This window comes from Gemmatimonas sp., from assembly GCF_021298855.1.
Taxonomy (GTDB): domain Bacteria; phylum Gemmatimonadota; class Gemmatimonadetes; order Gemmatimonadales; family Gemmatimonadaceae; genus Gemmatimonas.
This window is the reverse complement of record NZ_JAJTHI010000032.1, coordinates 32,567-53,130: the sequence shown is the minus strand read 5'-3', so window position 1 is coordinate 53,130 and position 20,564 is coordinate 32,567. Positions and strand designations below refer to the sequence as shown.

Sequence of the window (20,564 nt, the reverse complement as noted above, 5' to 3'; positions counted from 1 at the left end):
GGATGTCGGCAGGCGGGATGTAACGGATGAAACGCAGACGTGCGGGGGAAACTTGCGTGTGGACCGAACGGGCGCCAGCACCCGTTCTGGGGACGCGAAAAGCAAAAGTTCCCACGATTCAATCTTGACAGTTCTTGTGCATCGTTGTTTCATGGCGTTTCACATCCCTTCCTACACGCGACTCACCCCCATCCCGGGTCGCGGGTCGAACATGTTCTCCTCTCGCTCATGGTCGTGCCGCCGGTGGCGGTCACGGGCGTGAGCGATCGAGCCCGCGAGGGCTCACCCACCACACTTGGCGACCACCCTCTCATTATAGATGGAGTCCGGACCCATGGGTCCGAATTGTATCGACAGTGATTCCCCACCCGGTCGCAGGTCCTTTCCAGCCCCATGGAGGCATCGGTTTATGGCGGTAGGCGTCCGTTGGTTGGCCGCAGCAGCAGCGGGTACGCTGCTCACGGCAAGCCAGGTCAGTGCCCAGCAAACGGGCAGAGTCTCTGGCCGCGTGGTTGACTCCGCGACGGCCGGCGTTCTTGCGAACGCATCGGTCCAGGTCGTCGGGACACAGATCGGCACCTACACGCGTAACGACGGTGGCTTCCTGTTGCCGGCAGTGCCGGCCGGGCAGCAGCGTCTGCGCGTCACGCGCATCGGCTACTCCGCGAAGGAGGTGTCGGTCACGGTAACGGCCAACGGGCAGGCCAGCGTGGAAGTCCCGCTGACCGCCATCGCCGCGCAGCTCACGGCGATCGTCACCACCGGCTACGGCCAACAGCGCAAGGAAGCCATCACCGGCGCGGTCGCCACGATCAAGGGCGACGATGCGAACGTGGGGGTGCAGCCCAACGCGACCGGCCTGCTCACCGGCCGCGTGGCAGGCGTGAACGTGATCGCCAACAACGGTGAGCCGGGCGGCGGCGCCCAGATCCGCATTCGTGGCGGCACGTCCATTTCGGCCTCCAACGATCCGCTCTACGTGATCGACGGTGTGCCGATTCAGAACGACCAGACGGAAGCCTCGGGTATCGGCATTGGCGGCGGCCCCGCGCTGGCGCGTAATCCGCTCAACATGCTCAACCCGAGCGACATCGCGAACATCACCGTCCTCAAGGACGCCTCGGCCACGGCCATCTACGGCTCCCGCGGCGCCAACGGCGTGGTGCTCATCGAAACCAAGCGTGGCGCCGGCGGCGTCTCGACCATGGAGTACGAAACGTTCGTGGCGGCCTCGGCGCCCTCGAACCGCCTCGACGTGCTCTCCGGCAACGAGTATCGCGACTTCGTGCGAGGGCTCGTGACGGCCGGGCGGCTGCAGCAAAGCGCCCTCGCCAACCTCGGCTCCGCCAACACGGACTGGGAAGACGCGCTCATGCGCAACAGTTCCACGATCAACCACAACCTCGCGTTCTCGGGCGGCACGGCGACCACGCAGTACCGGGCGTCGGTCAATTTCCTCGATCAGAACGGTGTGGTCATCTCGAACGGCTTCCGCCGCTTCCAGGGGCGCCTCAACGCGAACCACACGGCCGTGGACGGCAAGCTGCGCATGAACTTCAACCTGACCTCGTCGAAGGTCGACAACGATTACCTCCCGTTCGAGAACACGGGTGGCTTCGAGGGTGGCGTGTTCACCAACATGGTGATCTTCAACCCCACGCAGCCCATCCGGACCACCACGGGCGGTCAGTCGGCGTTTTACGAAATCGGTCCGGGGCGCCAGTCGGTGCGCAACCCGGTGGGCGTGGCGGAGCAGGTGGCCGATGACGCCACCACCAACCGTACGCTCGGCAACCTGCAGGCCACCTACAGCGTGACCAGCTTCCTCACGGCCTCCGTGAACGTCGGCACCGACCGCACCAGCGGCGTGCGTCGCACGTACCTGCCGCGCGCCAGCGCGGTTGGCGCCGAGTGGAATGGCCGGGCGCGTCAGGTGAACCGCAACCTCTCCAACAACACGCTGCAGACGCTCCTCACCTTCGCCCCGCGCATCTCCGATACGCAGGAACTCGAAGTGGTGGGTGGCTACGAGTACAGCGATTTCGACAATGGCGAGTTCGGCGCGGAAGGGCGCAACTTCCTGACCGACGCCTTCAGCTACAACAACCTTGGCGGTGGGGCCACACTCGAGGCGCCCTTCTCCTTCCGCGAGCAGAGCCGCCTGGTCTCCTTCTTCGGCAAGGCCAACTACAGCTTCAAGGATCGCTACTTCCTCACCGGCGTGATCCGTCGTGACGGGTCGTCGCGATTCGGTGCCGGCAACAAGTGGGCCGTCTTCCCCGCCTTCTCCGTGGGCTGGAAGGTGAGCGACGAAAGCTGGATGCAGGGCAAGGGCTTCTCCAACCTGCGTCTGCGCGCGGGCTATGGGCTCCAGGGCAACCAGGCCGTGTCGCCGTACTCGTCGCTCATCCTGCTCGAGCCGAACAACGGTGCGCGCTATCCGTTCGGCAACGACGTGGTGACGGGTGTCGTGCCCACGCGCAACGAGAATCCGAATCTCAAGTGGGAGCAGACGGCGCAGTACAACATCGCTGCGGAGTACGGCTTCAAGGACAACAAGTACACCGGCTCCATCGAGTACTACCGCAAGAACACCACCGACCTGCTGCTGACGGTCGCCGTGCCGCAGCCGGCGCTCGTGCCGACCCGTCTCGAGAACGTGGGCAGCCTGCACAACACCGGTGTCGAGTTCACCTTCGATGCCAACCTGATCGAAAAGAAGGACCGCTCGTTCAACACCGGCATCGTGGCCTCGATCGAACGCAACCAGGTCGATGACCTGGGTGGCCGGTCGTTCATCACCACCTCCGGCATATCGGGGCAGGGCCAGTCGGGCAACACCGCGCAGCGCATCATCCCGGGCCGCCCGCTCGGCACCTTCTGGGGTCCGGAATTCGTGAACGTGGACGCCCAGGGCAAGCAGGTCTTCAACAACTATCGCGTGACGCGCGACGCCAACGGCCAGATCACCAGCCGCACCCGCGACGGTACGACCACGTCGCCCGACGGTGACGACTTCGGGGTCATCGGCGACGCGAACCCGGCGTTCAGCCTGGGCTGGAACGGGCGGCTTCGCTGGGGCAAGTTCGACATGAGCTACCTCTGGCGTGGCGAGTTCGGCCGCGACGTGTTCAACAACACGGCGCTGGTCTACTCGACCCAGTCGGCCGTGCTGCAGGGCCGCAACTTCCTGCGCAGCGCGCTCAGCCAGACCGACGGCCTCACGGAGCCGGCCATCTACTCGTCGCGCTGGATCGAGGACGGCACGTTCTTCCGCCTCCAGAACGTCACGGTGGGCTACACCTTCAAGATCCCGGGAACCCGGGCCAACACCGCCCGCTTCTACGTGTCGGGTGACAACCTCCTGCTGTTCACGCCGTACACCGGTTACGATCCAGAGGTGTTCGTCGATGCCGGCCTCGCGTCGCGTGGCGTCGACTACCTCGTTTACCCGCGTGCCCGCACACTGACGTCGGGACTCCGCGTCCAGTTCTGATCACTCCGGACGATTCCCAACTGACCATGCGAAACACCCGCACTTCCCGACTCGCGTCGCTCTGGCGCGCCGGCCGTGTCAGCGCCGCCCTGCTGGCGGCGCCCGCCGCCGTGTTCACGATGCAGGGCTGCACCGACCTCGACGAAACCCCCGTCAGCGCCATCACGCCCGACAACTTCTACAAGAACGCCGATGAAGTGATCGGTGGCGTGGCGTCGGTGTACGCGCAGCTCCGCTCCACCATGTGGGGCTATTACAACCTCAGCCAGGTGTCATCGGACGAAACCGTCGTGCCCACGCGCGGCTCCGACTGGTTCGACAACGGCCGTTGGCTCGATCTGTACCGTCACACCTGGACGCCCACCTCGGGCTCCGGCCTCGAGGACATCTCGGGCGTCTGGAACGACCTGTTCGGTGGCGTGGCGCGTGCCAACGTGCTGCTGAGCGCGCTCGAAACCACCGAGGTGCCCAACAAGGCCGCCATCGTGGGCGAAATGCGCACCCTGCGCGCGTTCTACTACTACCTCCTGATGGACTTCTTCGGCGGCGTGCCCATTGTCACGACGACCGAAGTCAAGCCGCGTGAACAGGCGACCCGTGCCCAGGTGTTCGCCTTCATCGAAAAGGAACTCACCGAGTCGCGCGCCGCGCTCCCCGATGCGTGGCCGGCCAACCAGTACGGCCGCGTGACCAAGTCGGCGGCGGACGCCATCCTGGCGAACATGTACCTCAACGCCCAGGTGTTCACCGGCACGGTCACGGCCACGGGGCTCACCCGCGGTCCGGCCAAGTGGAACGAAGCCATCGTGGCCGCCGATCGCGTGCTCAACTCGGGCCGCTTCAGCCTGCCCGCCGACTGGCGCACCAACTTCTCGCCCACCAACGAGAATTCGCCGGAGAACATCTTCGTCGTGCGCCACACCAGCAGCCCGGGTGGCCTCGGCATGTCGTTCCAGATGCGCGGGTTGCACTACAACTCGTTCAACCTGTCGCCGTGGAACGGCTTCGCCACCATCGCCACCACGTACAACACCTTCGACGACGCGGACGATCGCAAGAGGGTGTTCCTCGTGGGGCCGCAGGTCGACCTCAAGACCGGTCAGCCCATCCGCGACCGCGCCGGTAACCCGCTCGTCTTCACGCCGGAAATCCGCGATGTGACGCAGGCGGGCGAGGGCGAAGGCGCGCGCGTCTACAAGTACCCGATCGACCCCGCGGCCACCGAGGGCGGCAACCACGGCAACGACTTCGTGTACTTCCGTCTGGCCGAGATGATGATGGTCAAGGCGGAGGCGCAGAACGAGCTGGGGCAGACGGCATCGGCCATTCAGCTCATCAATCAGGTGCGTGCCCGTGCCTTCAACCCGGCCCGTCCCCTGGCGGCAAACCTGTCGCAGGCCCAGGTGCGACAGGCGATCTTCGATGAGCGCCTCTTCGAGTTCATCGGCGAAGCCAAGCGTCGTCAGGACATGATCCGTGCCGGCACGTACACCAACGCCCGTCTCTTCAAGCAGGCGTCGGCGCCGTACCGCATCCTCATGCCCATCCCGCAGAACCAGATCGAAACCAACCCGCTGCTCAAGCAGAACCCCGGCTACTAAGCTGTAGGGAAGGGTTCCGAAGGTCGCCACGGCCTGCGTTCACGAACCGAACGCAGGCCGTGGCTTTCATGGCAGTTTCCCCCTCGAGACGTGACTTCGTTCATCCCGCGCCCGATCGTGGCGCTTCAGCCCCTCGTCATCGGCTCGGCGGCACTCATGCTCGCCGCCTGTGGCGAACGTGGCGCTCCCCGACTGGCTGACGCGCCGTCGGTCGACAGCACGCTCTTCACGCTCATGCCCTCGGCCTACACGGGCGTGGCGTTCACCAATCGGGTGGTGGACTCGCAAGAGCGCAACGTGTTCACGTACCGCAACTTCTACAACGGTGGCGGGGTCGCCATTGGCGACCTGACCGGTGACGGCCGGCCCGAGATCGTCCTTACGTCCAATCAGGACGGGCCCCGCCTCTACCTGAATGAAGGGGCGTTCCGTTTTCGCGACATCACGGCGGCGGCCGGCGTGCAGCCGGATCGGCCATGGACCACCGGTGTCACCCTGGCCGACGTCAATGGCGACGGACGGCTCGACATCTACATCAGCCATGCCGGCGATGGCGAACCGGCCACGCGCGCCAATACCCTCTGGATCAATCAAGGTCTCGGCGCCGACTCCGTGCCCACCTTCGTGGAGCAGGCGCGCCGGTACGGGATAGCCGACGAGGGCTGGTCCACGCACGCCGCTTTTGTCGACTTCGATCGCGACGGGGATCTCGACCTGTTCGTGATCAACAATTCGCCGCGCCCGGTCAACAGCTTCGGGGTGCGCAACACGCGCGACGAGCGGCACCCGTACGGCGGTGACCACTTCTATCGCAATGACGGCGACACCTTCACCGACATCACCGAGCGCGCCGGTATCTGGAGCACCGAAATCGCGTTCGGGCTTGGGGTCGGTGTCGGCGACGTGAATCGCGACGGGTGGCCCGACATCTACGTGGCCAACGACTTCCACGAGCGCGACTACCTCTATCTCAATCAGAAGGACGGCACCTTCAAGGATGTGCTGGACACGGCCATGCCGCTTACGAGCTACTTCTCCATGGGCATGGACATCGCTGACGTGGACAACGACGGCTGGCCGGACGTCTACACCACCGACATGATGCCGGAGGACGAGTATCGCATCAAAACCACGGCCATGTACGAAGGATGGGATGTCTACATGGCCAAGGTGCGCGATGGGTATGGCCACCAGCTCATGCGCAACATGCTGCAGCGCAACAATGGCGACGGGACCTTCAGCGACGTGGGCTATCTGACGCGCACCGCCGAGACCGATTGGAGCTGGAGCGCCCTCCTCGCGGACCTCGATCAGGATGGCCGCAAGGATGTCTACGTGACCAACGGCCTCGCCCGGGACGTCACCTCGCAGGACTATGTGGCGTTCCTGGCCGACCGGACCACCATGGAACGCGAAGCGAGCGCGAAGCGCGTGGACTACATGCGCCTCATCAATGCCATGAGCTCCACCCCCATTGCCGACTATGCCTTCCGCAACGACGGCGCCTGGAGCTTCAGCAATCAGGCCGATGCCTGGGGGCTGGCCACGCCCAACATCTCGAGCGGCGCGGCGTACGGTGATCTCGACGGCGACGGGGCACTCGATCTGGTGGTCAGCAACGTCAACGCCGAAAGCTTCGTGTACCGCAACAATGCCCGGACGTTGCTCACGGACCGGCACTGGCTGCAGCTGCGGCTGACCGGCCGCGGTCGCAACCCGTTCGCCGTCGGTGCCCATGTCACGGTCCATGCGGGCGTCGACCGCTACGTGCAGGAGCTCTATCCGGCGCGTGGGTTCCAGTCGAGCGTGGACTACGCGCTCACGTTCGGATTGGGGGCGCACACCACGGTCGATTCCATCGTGGTGCTCTGGCCCGACGGGACCCGGACGCTCGCGGCCGGTGGGGCGGCCGATCGCGCGCTCGTCATTGCGCAGGCAGCCGACGCGTTACCCGCCGCTCCGTTTGCACCGAGCCGGGCACCGGCACTGCTGGCCGACATCACGGCGCGGTCCGGGCTCGGTTTCACGCACACCGAAAACGAGTTCGTCGACTTCGACCGCGAGCGGTTGATTCCGAAGATGCTGAGCACCGAAGGCCCCGCACTCGCGGTGGGCGACGTCAACGGCGACGGACTCGACGACGTGTACCTGGGTGGTGCCAAGGAACAGGCCGGGGCGCTTCATGTGCAGAATGCGAGCGGCGCCTTCACGCTGGTGCCGACCCCGGCGTTTGCGCTGGACGCCATCTCCGAAGACGTGAGTGCCGCCTTCTTCGACGCCGACGGTGACGGCGACCGCGATCTGTACGTGGTGAGCGGAGGCAACGAGTACAGTGAAGACAGCCCCGCGCTGCAGGATCGACTGTACTTCAACGATGGACGCGGGCGCTTCAGCAAGGCCGAGGGACGACTGCCCGTTGCGCTCATCAGCGGCAGCGTCGTCGCGCCCGCCGACGTGGATGGTGACGGGGACATCGATCTCTTCGTGGGCGGGCGCAGTGTCCCGTGGAAGTACGGCGCCGACCCCCGGAGTCAACTGCTGCTCAACAACGGTCGCGGCACCTTCACGGACGCCGTGGCCAATGCGCCGGGGCTGCAGACCGTGGGCATGGTGACCGATGCCGTATGGAGTGATGCGGACGGTGACCGCCGCGTCGATCTGGTACTGGTGGGCGAGTGGATGCCGGTGACGGTGTTCCGCAACCGCGGCGGCGGACGATTCGAGCGGATGGTCGACGACGTGTTGGGCGCCAGCGACGGGTGGTGGAACCGCATCGTGGCCGTCGATCTCGACCGCGACGGGCGCGACGAATATCTGCTTGGCAATCTCGGCCGCAACACGCGACTGCGGGCCACGCCCGATGAACCGCTCCTGCTGATCGTGAAGGATTTCGACAACAATGGGTACGTGGAGCAACTCATCGGCATGTACAACGGCGGCAAGCCCTATCCGCTGGTCTTGCGCGACGACCTGATCAAGACCGTGCCGCCCTGGAAGGCGCGCTTCCTGAACTACAAGGACTACGCGCTTCAGACACTCGATGACGTGGTCCCGGTAGCCGAGCGGCAGCGCGCCATCGTGAAGCAGGCCCGCCGTCTGGCGAGTGCCGTGCTGCGCCGCGGCGCCGACGGCCGGTTCACGTTCACCGACCTGCCGCTGGAGGCACAACTGGCCCCCGTGTACGGCATCACCACCACGGATGTGAACGGTGATGGCCGGCTCGACGTACTGCTGGCCGGGAACTTCGATGGCGTGAAGCCGGAGCTGGGGCGCATGGCGGCCAGTGAGGGGCTCGTGCTCCTTGCTGAGGAATCTGGCACGTTCACCGCGGTTCGCCCGGCCGACAGCGGCTTTCGCGTTCCCGGACAGGCGCGCGCCTTGGCGCGCCTGAAGAGCCGTTCCGGCCAGCGCGTCCTCGTGGCACGCAACAACGCGGCGCCGCTCGTCTTCTCGGTTGCACGTCCATGATGCGCCCTCGGCACTTCTTTCAGGCGGTCGCCGTGGCGGCCGCGTCCATGGGCCTCGTCGCGTGTGAGTCGCGCCGTCCGGCGGCCTCCGAGCTGCCGCGTTCCACCGAGCCGCTGCACGAAGCCATGCAGCAGCTCACCGGCACGATGGTGTACGACATCTTCAGTCCGCCGCAGGCCAGTCGCGTCTACAGCTATGCCAGCATTGCCGCCTACGAGGCCATCCGTCAGGGCGACACGGCCTGGCGGTCCCTGGCCGGACAGGTGCGCGACATGCCCGCCGTGCCGGCTCCCGATCGGACCCGGAACTACTCGTTCGCGCTCGCGGGCGTGCGCGCCTTCCTCACCGTGAGTCACCAGCTCACCTTCTCCCGCGAGCGCATGGACTCCGTGCGCACGGCGATCACCAGCCGGTACGCCGACGCGCTCCCCGACGACGTATACGAACGCAGTGTCGCCTACGGGGATACCGTAGCGCGGTTCGTGCTGGCCTGGGCCGGCACGGATCGATTCAAGGAATCGCGCGGGTTGCCCAAGTACAGCATCACGCGGGATCCGGGGCGCTGGCGTCCCACCCCGCCAGCCTACATGGATGCCGTGGAGCCCAACTGGGGCACGCTCATCCCGTTCGTGATGGATTCGGCCAGTCAGTTCCGCCCGGCCCCCGCCATTCCCTTCGACACGCTCAAGGGCACGCCCTTCCATACGCAGGCGCTCGAGGTGTACGAGAAGGGCAAGACCCTCACCGAGGAAGAGCGCCTCATTGCGTCGTTCTGGGACTGCAATCCGTACACCATGAACGTGCAGGGGCACACCATGTTTGCCACCAAGAAGATCTCGCCGGGTGGCCACTGGATGGGCATTGCCGGCCAGGCTTCGCGACAGGCCAAGGCCTCCCTGGTGGAAAGCGCCGACGTCTACGCGCGCACGGCCCTCGCGCTGGCCGACGGCTTCATCGCCGCGTGGGAGGAGAAGTTCCGGTCGGGCGTCATTCGCCCGGAGACGGTGATCAACAACTACGTGGACGAGCAGTGGACGCCGCTGTTGCAGACGCCGCCCTTCCCGGAGTATCCCAGCGGCCACAGCGTCATCTCCACCTCGGCGGCAGAAGTGCTCACCAGCATCTTCGGCGCGAACTTCGCCTTTACCGACTCCGTCGAAGTGCCGTTCGGATTGCCGGTGCGCTCTTTCCCGAGCTTCGAGGCGGCCGCCAACGAGGCGGCCATCAGCCGGCTGTACGGCGGCATTCACTACCGGCAGGCCATCGAAGAAGGCCAGAAGCAGGGGCGTCGGGTGGGGCAGCACGTGGTGGCGCGCCTCGTGACCAAACCCGGCGCCGCCGTCGCTGCCCGGTGAACAGCGGCGCTGGGCCTTCGTGGCGCCGGTGGACTGGCGTCGTGGCTGCGGTCGCGGCCTTCGCCGCGTGCGGTGCGCCGCCCGGCGGAGATCGCCCCACGGCGGCCGACTCGGCGGCTGAGGGGCTGCCGCTTTTCGAGTCGCTGCCCGCGTCCCGTACCGGCATGGCCTTCGTCAACACGCTGCCGGAGGCGCCTGAGTTCAGCATCCTGAACTACCTGTACTACTACAACGGCGGCGGCGTCGCGGTCGGCGATGTGGATGGCGACGGACGACAGGACGTCTACCTCTCATCCAACCTCGAGTCGAACCGTCTCTACCGGAATCGCGGCGACTTCACCTTCGAAGACATCACCGCGCGCGCCGGTGTGGCCGGCCCGCCAGGATGGAAGACCGGCGTCTCGATGGCCGACGTCAATGGGGATGGCGCGCTCGATCTCTATGTGTCGGCGGTGAACTACCTCACCATGGCCGGACGCAACGTGCTGTACATCAACGACGGCACCGGCGTGTTCACCGACCGTACCGACGCCTACGGCCTCGCCTTCTCCGGTTTCTCCACGCACTCGCTGTTTTTCGACTATGATCGCGACGGCGACCTCGACCTGTTTCTGCTCAATCACTCCGTCCATACGGAGCGACAGATCGGTGTGGCGGCCCGTCGCGATCAGCGACACCCGCAGGCCGGCGACCGTCTCTATCGCAACGACGGCGCGCGATTCACCGATGTGAGCGCGGCGGCGGGCATTTTCGGGGGGGTCGAGGGATTCGGTCTGGGAGTGGTGGCCAGCGATGTGAACCTCGATGGCTGCCTCGACGTGTACGTGGCCAATGACTTTCAGGAAAACGACTTCCTCTACCTGAACGACTGCCGTGGCCGCTTCACCGAAGTGGGCACGCAGGCCTTCAGCCATACGAGTCGCTTCTCCATGGGCGCCGATGCGGCCGACATGAACGACGATGGGCGTCCCGACATCATGACGGTGGACATGCTGCCCGAGCAGGAGTCCATCTTCAAGACCTCCGCGAGCTACGAAGGGTGGAATCTCTTCGACATGCGTCTCCGCGCCGGGTACAGTGTGCAGTACCCGCGCAATGCGCTGCAGCTCAATCGGGGAGACGGAACATTCGCCGAGGTGGCGCTGCTCGCCGGTGTTGCCGCGAGTGACTGGAGCTGGGGGCCCCTCTTCGCCGACCTCGACAATGACGGACGCAAGGATCTGTTCATCACCAACGGCATCTATCGCCGTCCGAACGATCTGGACTACATCAACTATGTCGGCAACGAAGCGGCGCAGGCGGCGCTCGCGCGTGGGGTGACCCGCGCCGAGAACCGGGAACTGCTGCAGCGCATGCCGCAGATTCCCCTGGCCAATCATGCCTATCGCAACGACGGAGATCTGCGATTCACCGACATGGCCGAACGGTGGGGGCTCGGCGAGAAGGGGTTCAGCAACGGATCGGCGTACGTGGACCTCGATGACGACGGTGCGCTCGACCTGATCATCAACCGCATCAACGCGCCAGTCGCCGTCTATCGCAACACGGCGCGCGCCAACGGCAACACCACGCACTGGCTGCAGGTGCGACTCGCCGGCAGTGGCCGCAACACCGACGGCATCGGCGCCAAGATCACGGCCGTGACCGGCGCGCATCGCCAGCTGCTCGAGCAGCAACCGGTACGCGGCTTTCAGTCGAGCGTCGATCGGCGCTTGCACTTCGGGTTGGGTGCGTCGGCCGTCGTCGATTCGCTCATCGTCGTCTGGCCCGATGCACGGTACGAAATTCGTACCAACGTGGCGGCAGACCGCTCCATCACGCTGCATCAGGACAGCAGCGCCGGCCAATGGCGGTATGCCCCCATCCGCCTGCAGCGGACGGCGGACGATGCGCCCGCCGTCGACGCGGCGGTGCCGCACCTCGAGAACGACTTTCTCGACTACAACCGCGAACCGCTCATGCCGCACGTGGTGTCAGCGGAAGGGCCCGCCCTCGCAGTGGGGGATGTGAACGGCGACGGGCGCGATGACCTGTATGTCGGCGGTGCCAAGTGGCAGCGCGGCACGCTGTTGCTGCAGCAGCGCACGGGCCGCTTCGCCGAATCGAGTGCGGCCACCTTCGCTGTCGACAGTACCGCAGAGGATGTGGACGCCACCTTCTTCGATGCCGATGGCGATGGGGATCTCGATCTCTATGTGGTGAGCGCGGGCAACGAGTTCTGGAGTGAGTTCGCGGAGTTGGACGACCGGCTCTACCTGAACGACGGCCGAGGCGCCTTCACCCGCGCCGTGAACGCCCTGCCGGCCGGTGTGCGCGAAAACGGCAGCACCGTGACCGCTGCCGATTTCGATGGCGATGGCGATCAGGATCTCTTTGTCGGCAGTCGCGTGGTGGCCCGTGAATACGGTCGGACCCCCACCAGCCACCTGCTGCGGAACAACGGTGCGGGGCAATTCACCGACGTCACCGAGTCCGTGGCTCCCGGCCTGGCACGAGCGGGGCTGGTGACTTCGGCACAGTGGGCCGACGTGAACGGCGACGCGCGCCCCGATCTCGTGGTGGTGGGCGAGTGGATGCCGGTGCGCATCTGGATCAATCGTGGTGATCGGCTCGAGGAGCAGGCCGCCGCCGGCGGACTCGCTGCGGCCAGCGGCTGGTGGAACAGCCTCTCCGTGGCCGACCTCAATGGTGATGGCGCACCGGATCTCGTGCTCGGCAATGCCGGCACCAACGGTGTTCTCCGGGCCTCGGCCAGGGAGCCGGTGCGCATGTACGTGCACGACTTCACCGGCACCGGCAGCACCAAGCAGATCATCACCCGCTTCGTGCAGGGCGTGGCGTATCCCCTGGCTGGCCGCGACGAGCTCGTGAAGCTCATGCCGGCCATCCGTGGGAAGTATCCTACCTTCACGGCCTTCGGCGCGAGTCGCCTCGAGGAGATCTTCGACCCGGCCGAGATCGCGAAGGCCGAGGTCAAGGAAGCGACCACCTTCGAGAGCGCAGTGGCCATCAACGATGGACGGGGGCGCTTCACGCTGCGCCCCCTGCCCGTAGCCGCGCAGCTGTCGATGACGTTCGCCACCCTCATCACCGACGCGAATGGCGACGGCCATCAGGACATCTTCCTGGCCGGCAACGCGTACGGCGTGCCGCCGGTGATCGGTCGCTACGACGCGTCGCGCGGTGTCCTGCTGCACGGCGACGGGGCCGGTGGGTTTCGCCCCGCCGAGGCGACGGTGTCCCCGACCATTGACGGGCAGGTGCGCGCGCTCGCTCCCGTGCGGCGCGCGGGCAAGCCCCCATGGATGGCCGTCGCGCGAAACGGCGCTCCCCTGCAGCTACTGACGTTTCCGCGCTCCTTTCTCCAGACACACGCCCAATGACCCGGCTGACCACACTCGACTACGTCGTGATGGCCATCTACTTCGTCGTGGTGCTCGGCATCGGCTGGGCACTGCGGCGCATGATGCGCACATCCACCGACTTCTTCCTGTCGGGTCGGTCGTTGCCCCCGTGGGTGACCGGACTGGCATTTCTCTCGGCCAACCTTGGCGCCCAGGAAGTCATCGGCATGGGCGCCTCCGGCGCCAAATACGGCATTGCGACCAGTCACTTCTACTGGATCGGCGCCATCCCGGCGATGGTATTCGTCGGCATCTTCATGATGCCGTTCTACTATGGCTCGAAGGCGCGCTCCGTCCCCGAGTACCTCAAGCTGCGTTTCGATGAGAAGACGCGCACCTTCAACGCGCTCGGTTTCGCAGCCATGACGATCTTCTCGAGCGGCATCTCCATGTACGCCATGGGGAAGCTGCTCAACCTGCTGCTCGGGTGGGATTTCAATACCAGCGTGCTGGTGTCGGCAGTCATCGTACTGGCGTATGTGACCCTGGGCGGACTCACCAGCGCCATCTACAACGAAGTGCTGCAGTTCTTCATGATCGTCTTCGGCTTCGCCCCTCTGGTGTGGGTGGGGCTCAAGCAGGTCGGCGGCTGGGACGGCATGACGAGCAAGCTGTCTGCCGCCGCGGTGCAGCGTGGCCTCCCCGAGTACGCCTACACCAACGTGTGGCAAGGCATGGGCTCGGCCACGACCAATTCCATCGGCATCGAATGGTTCGGCATGGTCATGGGGCTCGGCTTCGTGCTCTCGTTCGGCTACTGGTGCACCGACTTCCTCGTGGTGCAGCGCGCCATGGCCGCCGATTCCATGACGGCGGCACGGCGCACTCCCCTCATTGCCGCAGTGCCGAAGATGTTCTTCCCGTTCCTCGTGATCGTGCCCGGCATGATCGCGCTGGCCATGGGGGACAACATCATTCCCGCCAAGCTGACGGCCGCGGGAACGCCGCTGCTGGACACGAACGGCAACGTGGTGCTGGACTACGATCTGGCCACTCCAATGATGCTGGTGAAGCTCTTCCCCACCGGCATGCTGGGCCTGGGGCTCACGGCCCTCATTGCGTCATTCATGTCGGGCATGGCCGGCAATGTCACGGCGTTCAATACCGTGTGGACCTACGACATCTACCAGGCGCACATCAAGAAGCACGGCACTGACGAGCACTACCTGTGGATGGGGCGCGTGGCCACCGTGGGTGGGATCGCGCTGTCGGTGGCGGCCGCCTACGTGGCGGGCGCCTTCAACAACATCATGGAGTTGCTGCAGCTGGTCTTCGCATTCGTGAATGCGCCGCTCTTTGCCACGTTCGCGCTGGGCATGTTCTGGAAGCGCAGCACCGGGCATGGTGCGTTCTGGGGGCTGGTGGCGGGCACGGTCGCGCCAGCCATCCACCATGGGATCTCGTTGGCCAATGGCGCCACCCCGGGCGTGAAGGGGGGCTTCTTCGGTGTGGTCCTCAGGTATCCCAGTGAGATGGCGCAGACCTTCTGGACCGCGGTGGCGGCGTTCACGACCTGCTTTGTCGTGACGATCGTGGTGAGCCTCGCCACCCGGGCACGGCACGCGGCGGAGCTGGAGGGGCTGGTGTACTCGCTGACACCGCGGCCGGTGGACGATGTGAAGGCGTGGTACGAGAAACCCAGTGTCTTCGCCGTGGCCGTCATGCTGGCCATGGTGGCGCTCAACGTGATGTTCTACTGACCGGGAGCGACGACCATGAGTGGTGGCGCAGGGATGGATCTTCGCCTGCCGATCGGCGGGCTCTTCGTGGTGCTGGGCGTCATCCTCGGCACCTACGGCATCATGACCAACGGCGATACGGCCATGTACGAGCGGAGCGCCGGCGTGAACATCAACCTCGTCTGGGGCGGGGTCATGCTGGCCTTCGGCGCCCTGTTCCTCGCGCTGGCCCGGCGCGCGGCCAGGCGTTGAGCGAGGGGCCGTCGTCCGTGTCGTCAGGCCGGGCCGCGTCGCAGGCCGAACGCGGCATCGATCAGCCAATGTGCTGTTGCGCCCTGCGGCGCGATCAGGCGATGCTCGATGCCCAGGATGGTGTCGATGATCGGCTCCCAGGCGTCTCGGTTGCGGGCGAGACGCCGTTCGTGCGTGTCCCGGTGCGTGGCTTCGAGGAACACGCGCACGTCCAGGCCGTCGAGCATCAGCACATAGGTGCCCTCCACCACCAGCACCTGCAACGCCGAAAAATCGCGGACTTCCTCATCGAAGCGGTTGCCGGGGTAGTTCACCAGCGGCGCGCGTACCTCGTGGTGCCCCGCCCGAAACGCGGCAATGTGCTCGTCAATGAGCGACAGCTGCACCTCGTGCGGCCCCACGGCGCCGAGGTCGGCCAGCCGGAAGGCGTGGTTCGTGCGCGGTGGCCGGATGAAGTAGTTGTCCTGGTTGAGGAACGCCGTGGGAATGCCGCGGGCATTGAGCGCATCGGCCAGCTGGGTGGCCGTCGTACTCTTTCCACTGCCCGACTCCCCCGCCACGCCAATCACGAGCCGATGTCCGTCGAACGCGCCATCCGCGTCGAGTGCCTGGACGAGCCGGGTAACCGCGGTGGTGCTCAGGCCATCCATGTCCACGCCTCCGGGCCGCGCTGCCGCGCGAGATCGAGCAGCACGAAGCCGGTCGCGGTGTACGCCATGCCGGCCGTGCCCAGCGCTTCGCCCGTTTCGCCGTGGAAGTACTCCTCGAAGTCGAAATGCGTAAGGCGGAGGAGGTGAGCAACCGTGAGCGCGTGCAGGGTGCCGCTGGCGGTCACGCGCCCATGACGCGCGAACGCCACCCCCAGCCATCCCAGCCACACGGGCCAGATGCCGCCGTTATGGTATTCGTGGGGACGGTTGCGAAATCCATGCAGATGGTAGCCTGCCAGCGCGTCCCAATCACGATCCCCTTCGTGAATGACCGGCGAGAACGCCGGGACCAGCGCGCCGTGCGCGAGGAATCCCTGCTCCATCCCGTCGAGTATGCTTGCGCTGCGGTGCGGCAGCAGGTCGGCGATGGCGAGCAGGGCGCACGCCGCGAGGTCGAGGTGTTCGTCGGTACGCACCGGCGAGGTGGCAGCAACCGGAAACCGGCGAGGCCCGCCGCACTGCCAGTCGGTGGACGGCCAGTACCGCTCGTCGATGACACGGGCAATGGCCGCCGCCTTCTCGGCCCAGGCTGGCCTGCCGGCCAGCGGCGCCAGCAGGCGCAACCCCCAAGCGCGCAGAACCTGGTCGTACAGGATGTAGCCATCGAACGGATACTCGTCGGCCCAGTTGCCACCGGCCGGGACGTACACCAGGTGGCGGCCATTGTACTCGATGCCTTCGAGCAGGGCCACGACCCCCTCTACCGACTCGGCGAAGTCCTCGTAGCGGGCGTGGCCTCGCGCACACAGCAGCGCTACCCCCACCAGATACCAGGTGGCGGAATCGAAGCGTGGCGCGAGGGTGCCGAAGCTCACCTGCTGGCGCCCGTCCGGTCCCGTGCGGAAGTTGGACGCGATCTGACCCTGCGGTCCCTGCAAGGTCCGCAACTGTTCGAGCGTGCGCCGCAAGCCGGTCACGATCTGCTCGTCACCGACCGCCAGGCCGGCGACGCCCGCCATGATCGCGTCGCGCGCAAATACCGCCGCATAGTTGGCCACGGCGCTGCGTGACGCGAGGATGCCCTGCGGCGTGGCCAGTGCACGCAGCAGGACGATGGATTCGTCGAAAGGAAGTTGATCCTTCATGGAGAATCGATGGCAAGTACCGTGACTGCAGCGCCGACGCCGACGGCGGCCTCCACCGCGCCGAGGAAGCCGCATCTGTCGTTCCTGTCGATCGTGAACATGAACGTCGGCTTCTTCGGAATCCAGTACAGCTTCGGGTTGCAACAGAGCAACATGAGCCCGATCTACCGGTATCTGGGGGCCGACGAGGCGAGCCTGCCGCTCCTCTATCTGGCCGGCCCGGTCACGGGACTCATCGTGCAGCCCATCATCGGGGCCATGAGCGATCGCACGCTCAGTCCCCGAGGGCGGCGCACCCCGTACTTCCTCATCGGCGCCTTTCTCTGCTCGCTGTCGCTGTTGGCCATGCCCTTCAGTCGGACCTTGTGGATGGCTGCCGGCATTCTGTGGATTCTCGATGCCGCCAACAACATCACCATGGAGCCGTACCGCGCCTACGTCTCCGATCGACTGGATGATGCCCAGACCTCGCTCGGGTTTCTCACCCAAAGCGCCTTCACGGGACTTGGCCAGACCCTGTCGTACATCACGCCATCGCTGCTGGTGTTCCTTGGCATGAACCGGGATGCCGTGAACGACCGCGGTATTCCCGATATCACCATGCTGGCCTTTCTGATGGGCGCCGTCTTCTCCACGGCGTCCATCCTCTGGTCTCTCCGTCGGGTCCCCGAGTTGCCGCTCACGGTTGAGGAGCGCCAGCGGATCGAGCGCATGCCGCGGGGGGTCGGCCATACGTTGAAGGAGATCCTCGATGCCCTGCGGGAGATGCCCACGACCATGCGGCAGATGGTGGCAATGAAGTTCTTCCAGTGGTACGCGATGTTCTGCTATTGGATCTACATCGCCCCCGCGCTCGCACTCACGCTCTTCGACACCAAGGATCCCGCCTCGGCCGGCTTCCGTGAAGCCGGCCTCGTGACCGGTCAGGTGGGCGCTTTCTACAACTTCGTCGCCTTCGTGTCGGCGTTTGCCATGGTGCCCGTCACCCGACGCCTTGGCGCCAAGTGGATGCATGTGATTGCGCTGAGTGCCGCCTCCCTGGCGATGCTCGCCCTGCCGGCCATTGAAAGTCGGGCGCTGCTGTTCGTCCCCATGCTCGGCATCGGACTCGCGTGGGGGAGCATGATGGGCAACCCGTATGTGATGCTGTCCGATTCCATTCCCAAGGAGCGGGTGGGGGTGTACATGGGGGTATTCAACATGTTCATCGTCATCCCCATGCTCATCCAGAACCTCACGCTGCCGCTGTTCTACGACACGCTGCTTGGCGGCAATCCCGCCAATGTGATTCGCCTCGCCGGGGCCTTGCTGGGGTGCGCCGCCGTGGCGTGCGCCTTCGTGTCGGTGCGCAAGGCACGGGTGACGGCCGCCTGATCGCCTGTGTCCCGACCACCATGCCCGGTCGTATCCGCGGAGGCGAACGTCGACGACGTGAGGGATCTCTCGAAGCGGGCAGGGGGCGGCGACTACCCGATACAGGACGGCGTGGCATGGACCAACGGGGGGGTGCTCACCCTGTCGCGGAAGGTCGCACCGCACGAGCGATGGCGCGGCACGACGGCACCCGAATCGAAACCGAAGGACAAGTGTAAGTCCGGCAAAGGTTTGCGCCTCGCGGGATTGTCAGACCCCGCCGCGACATTCCGTGCACCCTCCAACGTGGAGCTTGTGCATGGATACTGTATTGCAGCTCGACCACTTCGCGGTCGACGGGTCACAATCACCCAATGGCAACCCCGGTGTCATCGTCCGGGTCTTGCTCACCATCAGCGGCACGGCACCGCAACATGCGGCGCGCCCGCCCATCGGGCTCTCGTTCGTCATCGACCGCAGCGGCTCCATGGGCGGCGAACGGATCGAGGCGGCGCGCTCTGCCGCTGCCCGCGCCGTTGAACGCCTGCACCCCGATGATGTCGTCTCCGTGGTGGCCTTCGATGATCTCATCGAGACCGTTGCCATCCCCGATCGGCGCGCGCGCCATCAGCAGCTGGCGGCCATGCTGCAGCAGATCGACGCGCGCGGCTCCACGAACCTCAGCGGCGGCTGGCTGCGCGGGCGCGAGCACATGCAGCATGCGCTGGGCATGATCGGCAACCTGCCGGGCTCCTCACGTCGCATCCTGCTGCTCACCGACGGTCACGCCAACGCCGGCATCACCGAGGTGAGCACGCTGGTGGAACTGGCCCGCGCCGCCCGCAGTCTGGGGATCACGACGACCACGGTGGGGATCGGCGAGGGCTACGACGACGCGCTGCTGCGCGCCATGGCCGATGCCGGAGGCGGCAACGCCTGGTACATCGAACGACCCGACCAGTCGCAGGATGTGCTGGCGGAGGAGCTGGGCAATCTCCTCTCGATCTGTGCCCAGGGTGTGGTCGTGCAGCTCTCGCTGGAAGACGCCGTCGCGGTGGTCGTGGTGCACTCCGATTGGAGCACCTCCCATTCAGCGCCAGGCACCGCGGTGTTCGACCTGGGTGATCTCTATGCGGCAGAACCCAAGCCTCTGCTGCTCGAACTGTTCGTCCCGCAGGACCGCCTCGCGAGGCATGCGTTACATCGTGCCGCCATCGCCACGGTACAGGTGAGTGCCGACGTGCTCACCGCCAGCGGGAGCGTGGAACGCCGCATCACGCGACTGCCCATTGCCTCGTCACTGGAGGGGCAGCGTCATCTCGAACCCGACGTCGAATTCGCCATCCTGCTGGCCCGGGCGGCCAAGGCGCGCGAGACGGCCGCGCAACACCAGCGCGAGGGGAAGGCCGACGAGGCCACGTTGGTGATGCGCACGGCCGAAGCCGATCTCATCAACAGCGCCCTGGCCATCCATCCGCAGTTCGGCGCCAACCTTGCGGCGCAGGCTGCCGACATGGCCGCATTGGCCGAGAAATACGCACAGCGCACGTACTCGGAAATGGACGCCAAGTACCAGCTGCAGCGCACCTACAATCAGCGGCGCGGCAAGAAGGCGTACGACGAACTGCTGCAGCGCAAGCCTCCCGAATGACGCCGATGTTGTGCCATTGAATGCGCGGTATTGCCGTACCGGTGCGGAGCGCACGTCGCGTGCTCCGCACCGGGCGGAGCCCCCGCGCGTGGCGATGCGTGGCTGTTCAGGTCACCAGCAGCGACGCCACGAATCGTGCATCGCTGGGCGCCAGCGGGAGTGCGGCCAATGTCACCAGTGTGCCCCACGTGAGCGCCTCGTGTTCCAGTGCGCGCGGCTCTCCCGCGATGCGCGTTGGCAGGAAGACGATATCGTAGGGTGAGTCCGGATCGGCAATCACCATTGCCGGCGCATCGACGTGAACCACCGCCACGCCCAGCTCCTCCTGCAGCTCGCGCCCGATGGCGTGATGATCCGACTCGCCAGGCTCGCACTTGCCGCCGGGAAACTCCCACAGGCCGCCATGACGCTTCGTCACCGGGCGCTGGCACACCAGGAACTCCTCGCCACGGCGAATGACGGCCGCTACCACCCGGATGCGCAGGCCGCCGACCTCGCCGGTCACCGTGC

Annotated in this window: 12 protein-coding genes; 9 read left to right on the top strand and 3 right to left on the bottom strand. The window is 66.0% G+C overall.

Features of this window, described 5'->3' with window-relative positions; translation table 11 throughout:
- The first annotated feature begins 508 nt into the window (after positions 1-508).
- The 7 genes from LW840_RS10965 (at position 509) to LW840_RS10935 (ending at position 15,255) form a co-directional block, all read left to right on the top strand.
- Positions 509-3,496 (top strand): SusC/RagA family TonB-linked outer membrane protein, encoded by a 2,988-nt coding sequence (locus LW840_RS10965; protein WP_291276979.1) that lies wholly within the window; start codon positions 509-511, stop codon positions 3,494-3,496.
- A 26-nt stretch (positions 3,497-3,522) separates the two neighbouring features.
- A complete protein-coding gene (locus tag LW840_RS10960; protein ID WP_291276978.1) occupies positions 3,523-5,097 on the top strand; it encodes a RagB/SusD family nutrient uptake outer membrane protein in 1,575 nt (524 codons plus the stop codon).
- A gap of 90 nt (positions 5,098-5,187) precedes the next feature.
- On the top strand, positions 5,188-8,565 hold the full coding sequence (locus LW840_RS10955) for a VCBS repeat-containing protein (protein ID WP_291276977.1): 3,378 nt from the start codon (positions 5,188-5,190) through the stop codon (positions 8,563-8,565).
- Entirely contained in the window at positions 8,562-9,920 is a 1,359-nt protein-coding gene (locus LW840_RS10950) for a vanadium-dependent haloperoxidase (protein WP_291276976.1), read from the top strand. The genes LW840_RS10955 and LW840_RS10950 overlap by 4 nt, the downstream gene beginning before the upstream one ends.
- 41 nt (positions 9,921-9,961) lie before the next feature.
- Positions 9,962-13,303 (top strand): FG-GAP-like repeat-containing protein, encoded by a 3,342-nt coding sequence (locus tag LW840_RS10945; protein ID WP_291276975.1) that lies wholly within the window; start codon positions 9,962-9,964, stop codon positions 13,301-13,303.
- Positions 13,300-15,024, top strand: coding sequence for a sodium:solute symporter family protein (locus LW840_RS10940; protein ID WP_291260192.1), 1,725 nt, complete (start codon positions 13,300-13,302; stop codon positions 15,022-15,024). Before LW840_RS10945 ends, LW840_RS10940 begins: the two co-directional genes overlap by 4 nt.
- Positions 15,025-15,057: 33 nt before the next feature.
- Entirely contained in the window at positions 15,058-15,255 is a 198-nt protein-coding gene (locus tag LW840_RS10935) for a hypothetical protein (RefSeq protein WP_291260191.1), read from the top strand.
- 23 nt (positions 15,256-15,278) lie between these two features.
- Here LW840_RS10935 and LW840_RS10930 read toward each other — a convergent pair whose 3' ends face one another.
- Both LW840_RS10930 and LW840_RS10925 read right to left on the bottom strand, forming a co-directional pair.
- On the bottom strand, positions 15,279-15,905 hold the full coding sequence (locus LW840_RS10930) for a hypothetical protein (protein ID WP_291273288.1): 627 nt from the start codon (positions 15,903-15,905) through the stop codon (positions 15,279-15,281).
- Entirely contained in the window at positions 15,893-17,050 is a 1,158-nt protein-coding gene (locus tag LW840_RS10925) for a glycoside hydrolase 100 family protein (RefSeq protein WP_291276974.1), read from the bottom strand. Before LW840_RS10925 ends, LW840_RS10930 begins: the two co-directional genes overlap by 13 nt.
- A gap of 9 nt (positions 17,051-17,059) precedes the next feature.
- Between LW840_RS10925 and LW840_RS10920 the strand changes: the two genes are divergently transcribed.
- Both LW840_RS10920 and LW840_RS10915 read left to right on the top strand, forming a co-directional pair.
- Positions 17,060-18,424 (top strand): MFS transporter, encoded by a 1,365-nt coding sequence (locus tag LW840_RS10920; RefSeq protein WP_291266371.1) that lies wholly within the window; start codon positions 17,060-17,062, stop codon positions 18,422-18,424.
- A gap of 298 nt (positions 18,425-18,722) precedes the next feature.
- Positions 18,723-20,054, top strand: a complete 1,332-nt coding sequence (locus LW840_RS10915; RefSeq protein WP_291266370.1) for a VWA domain-containing protein — start codon at positions 18,723-18,725, stop codon at positions 20,052-20,054.
- Between the two features lie 106 nt (positions 20,055-20,160).
- Here the strand turns inward: LW840_RS10915 and LW840_RS10910 are convergent, their stop codons facing one another.
- Positions 20,161-20,559, bottom strand: coding sequence for an NUDIX domain-containing protein (locus LW840_RS10910; RefSeq protein WP_291266369.1), 399 nt, complete (start codon positions 20,557-20,559; stop codon positions 20,161-20,163).
- Between the last annotated feature and the right edge of the window lie 5 nt (positions 20,560-20,564).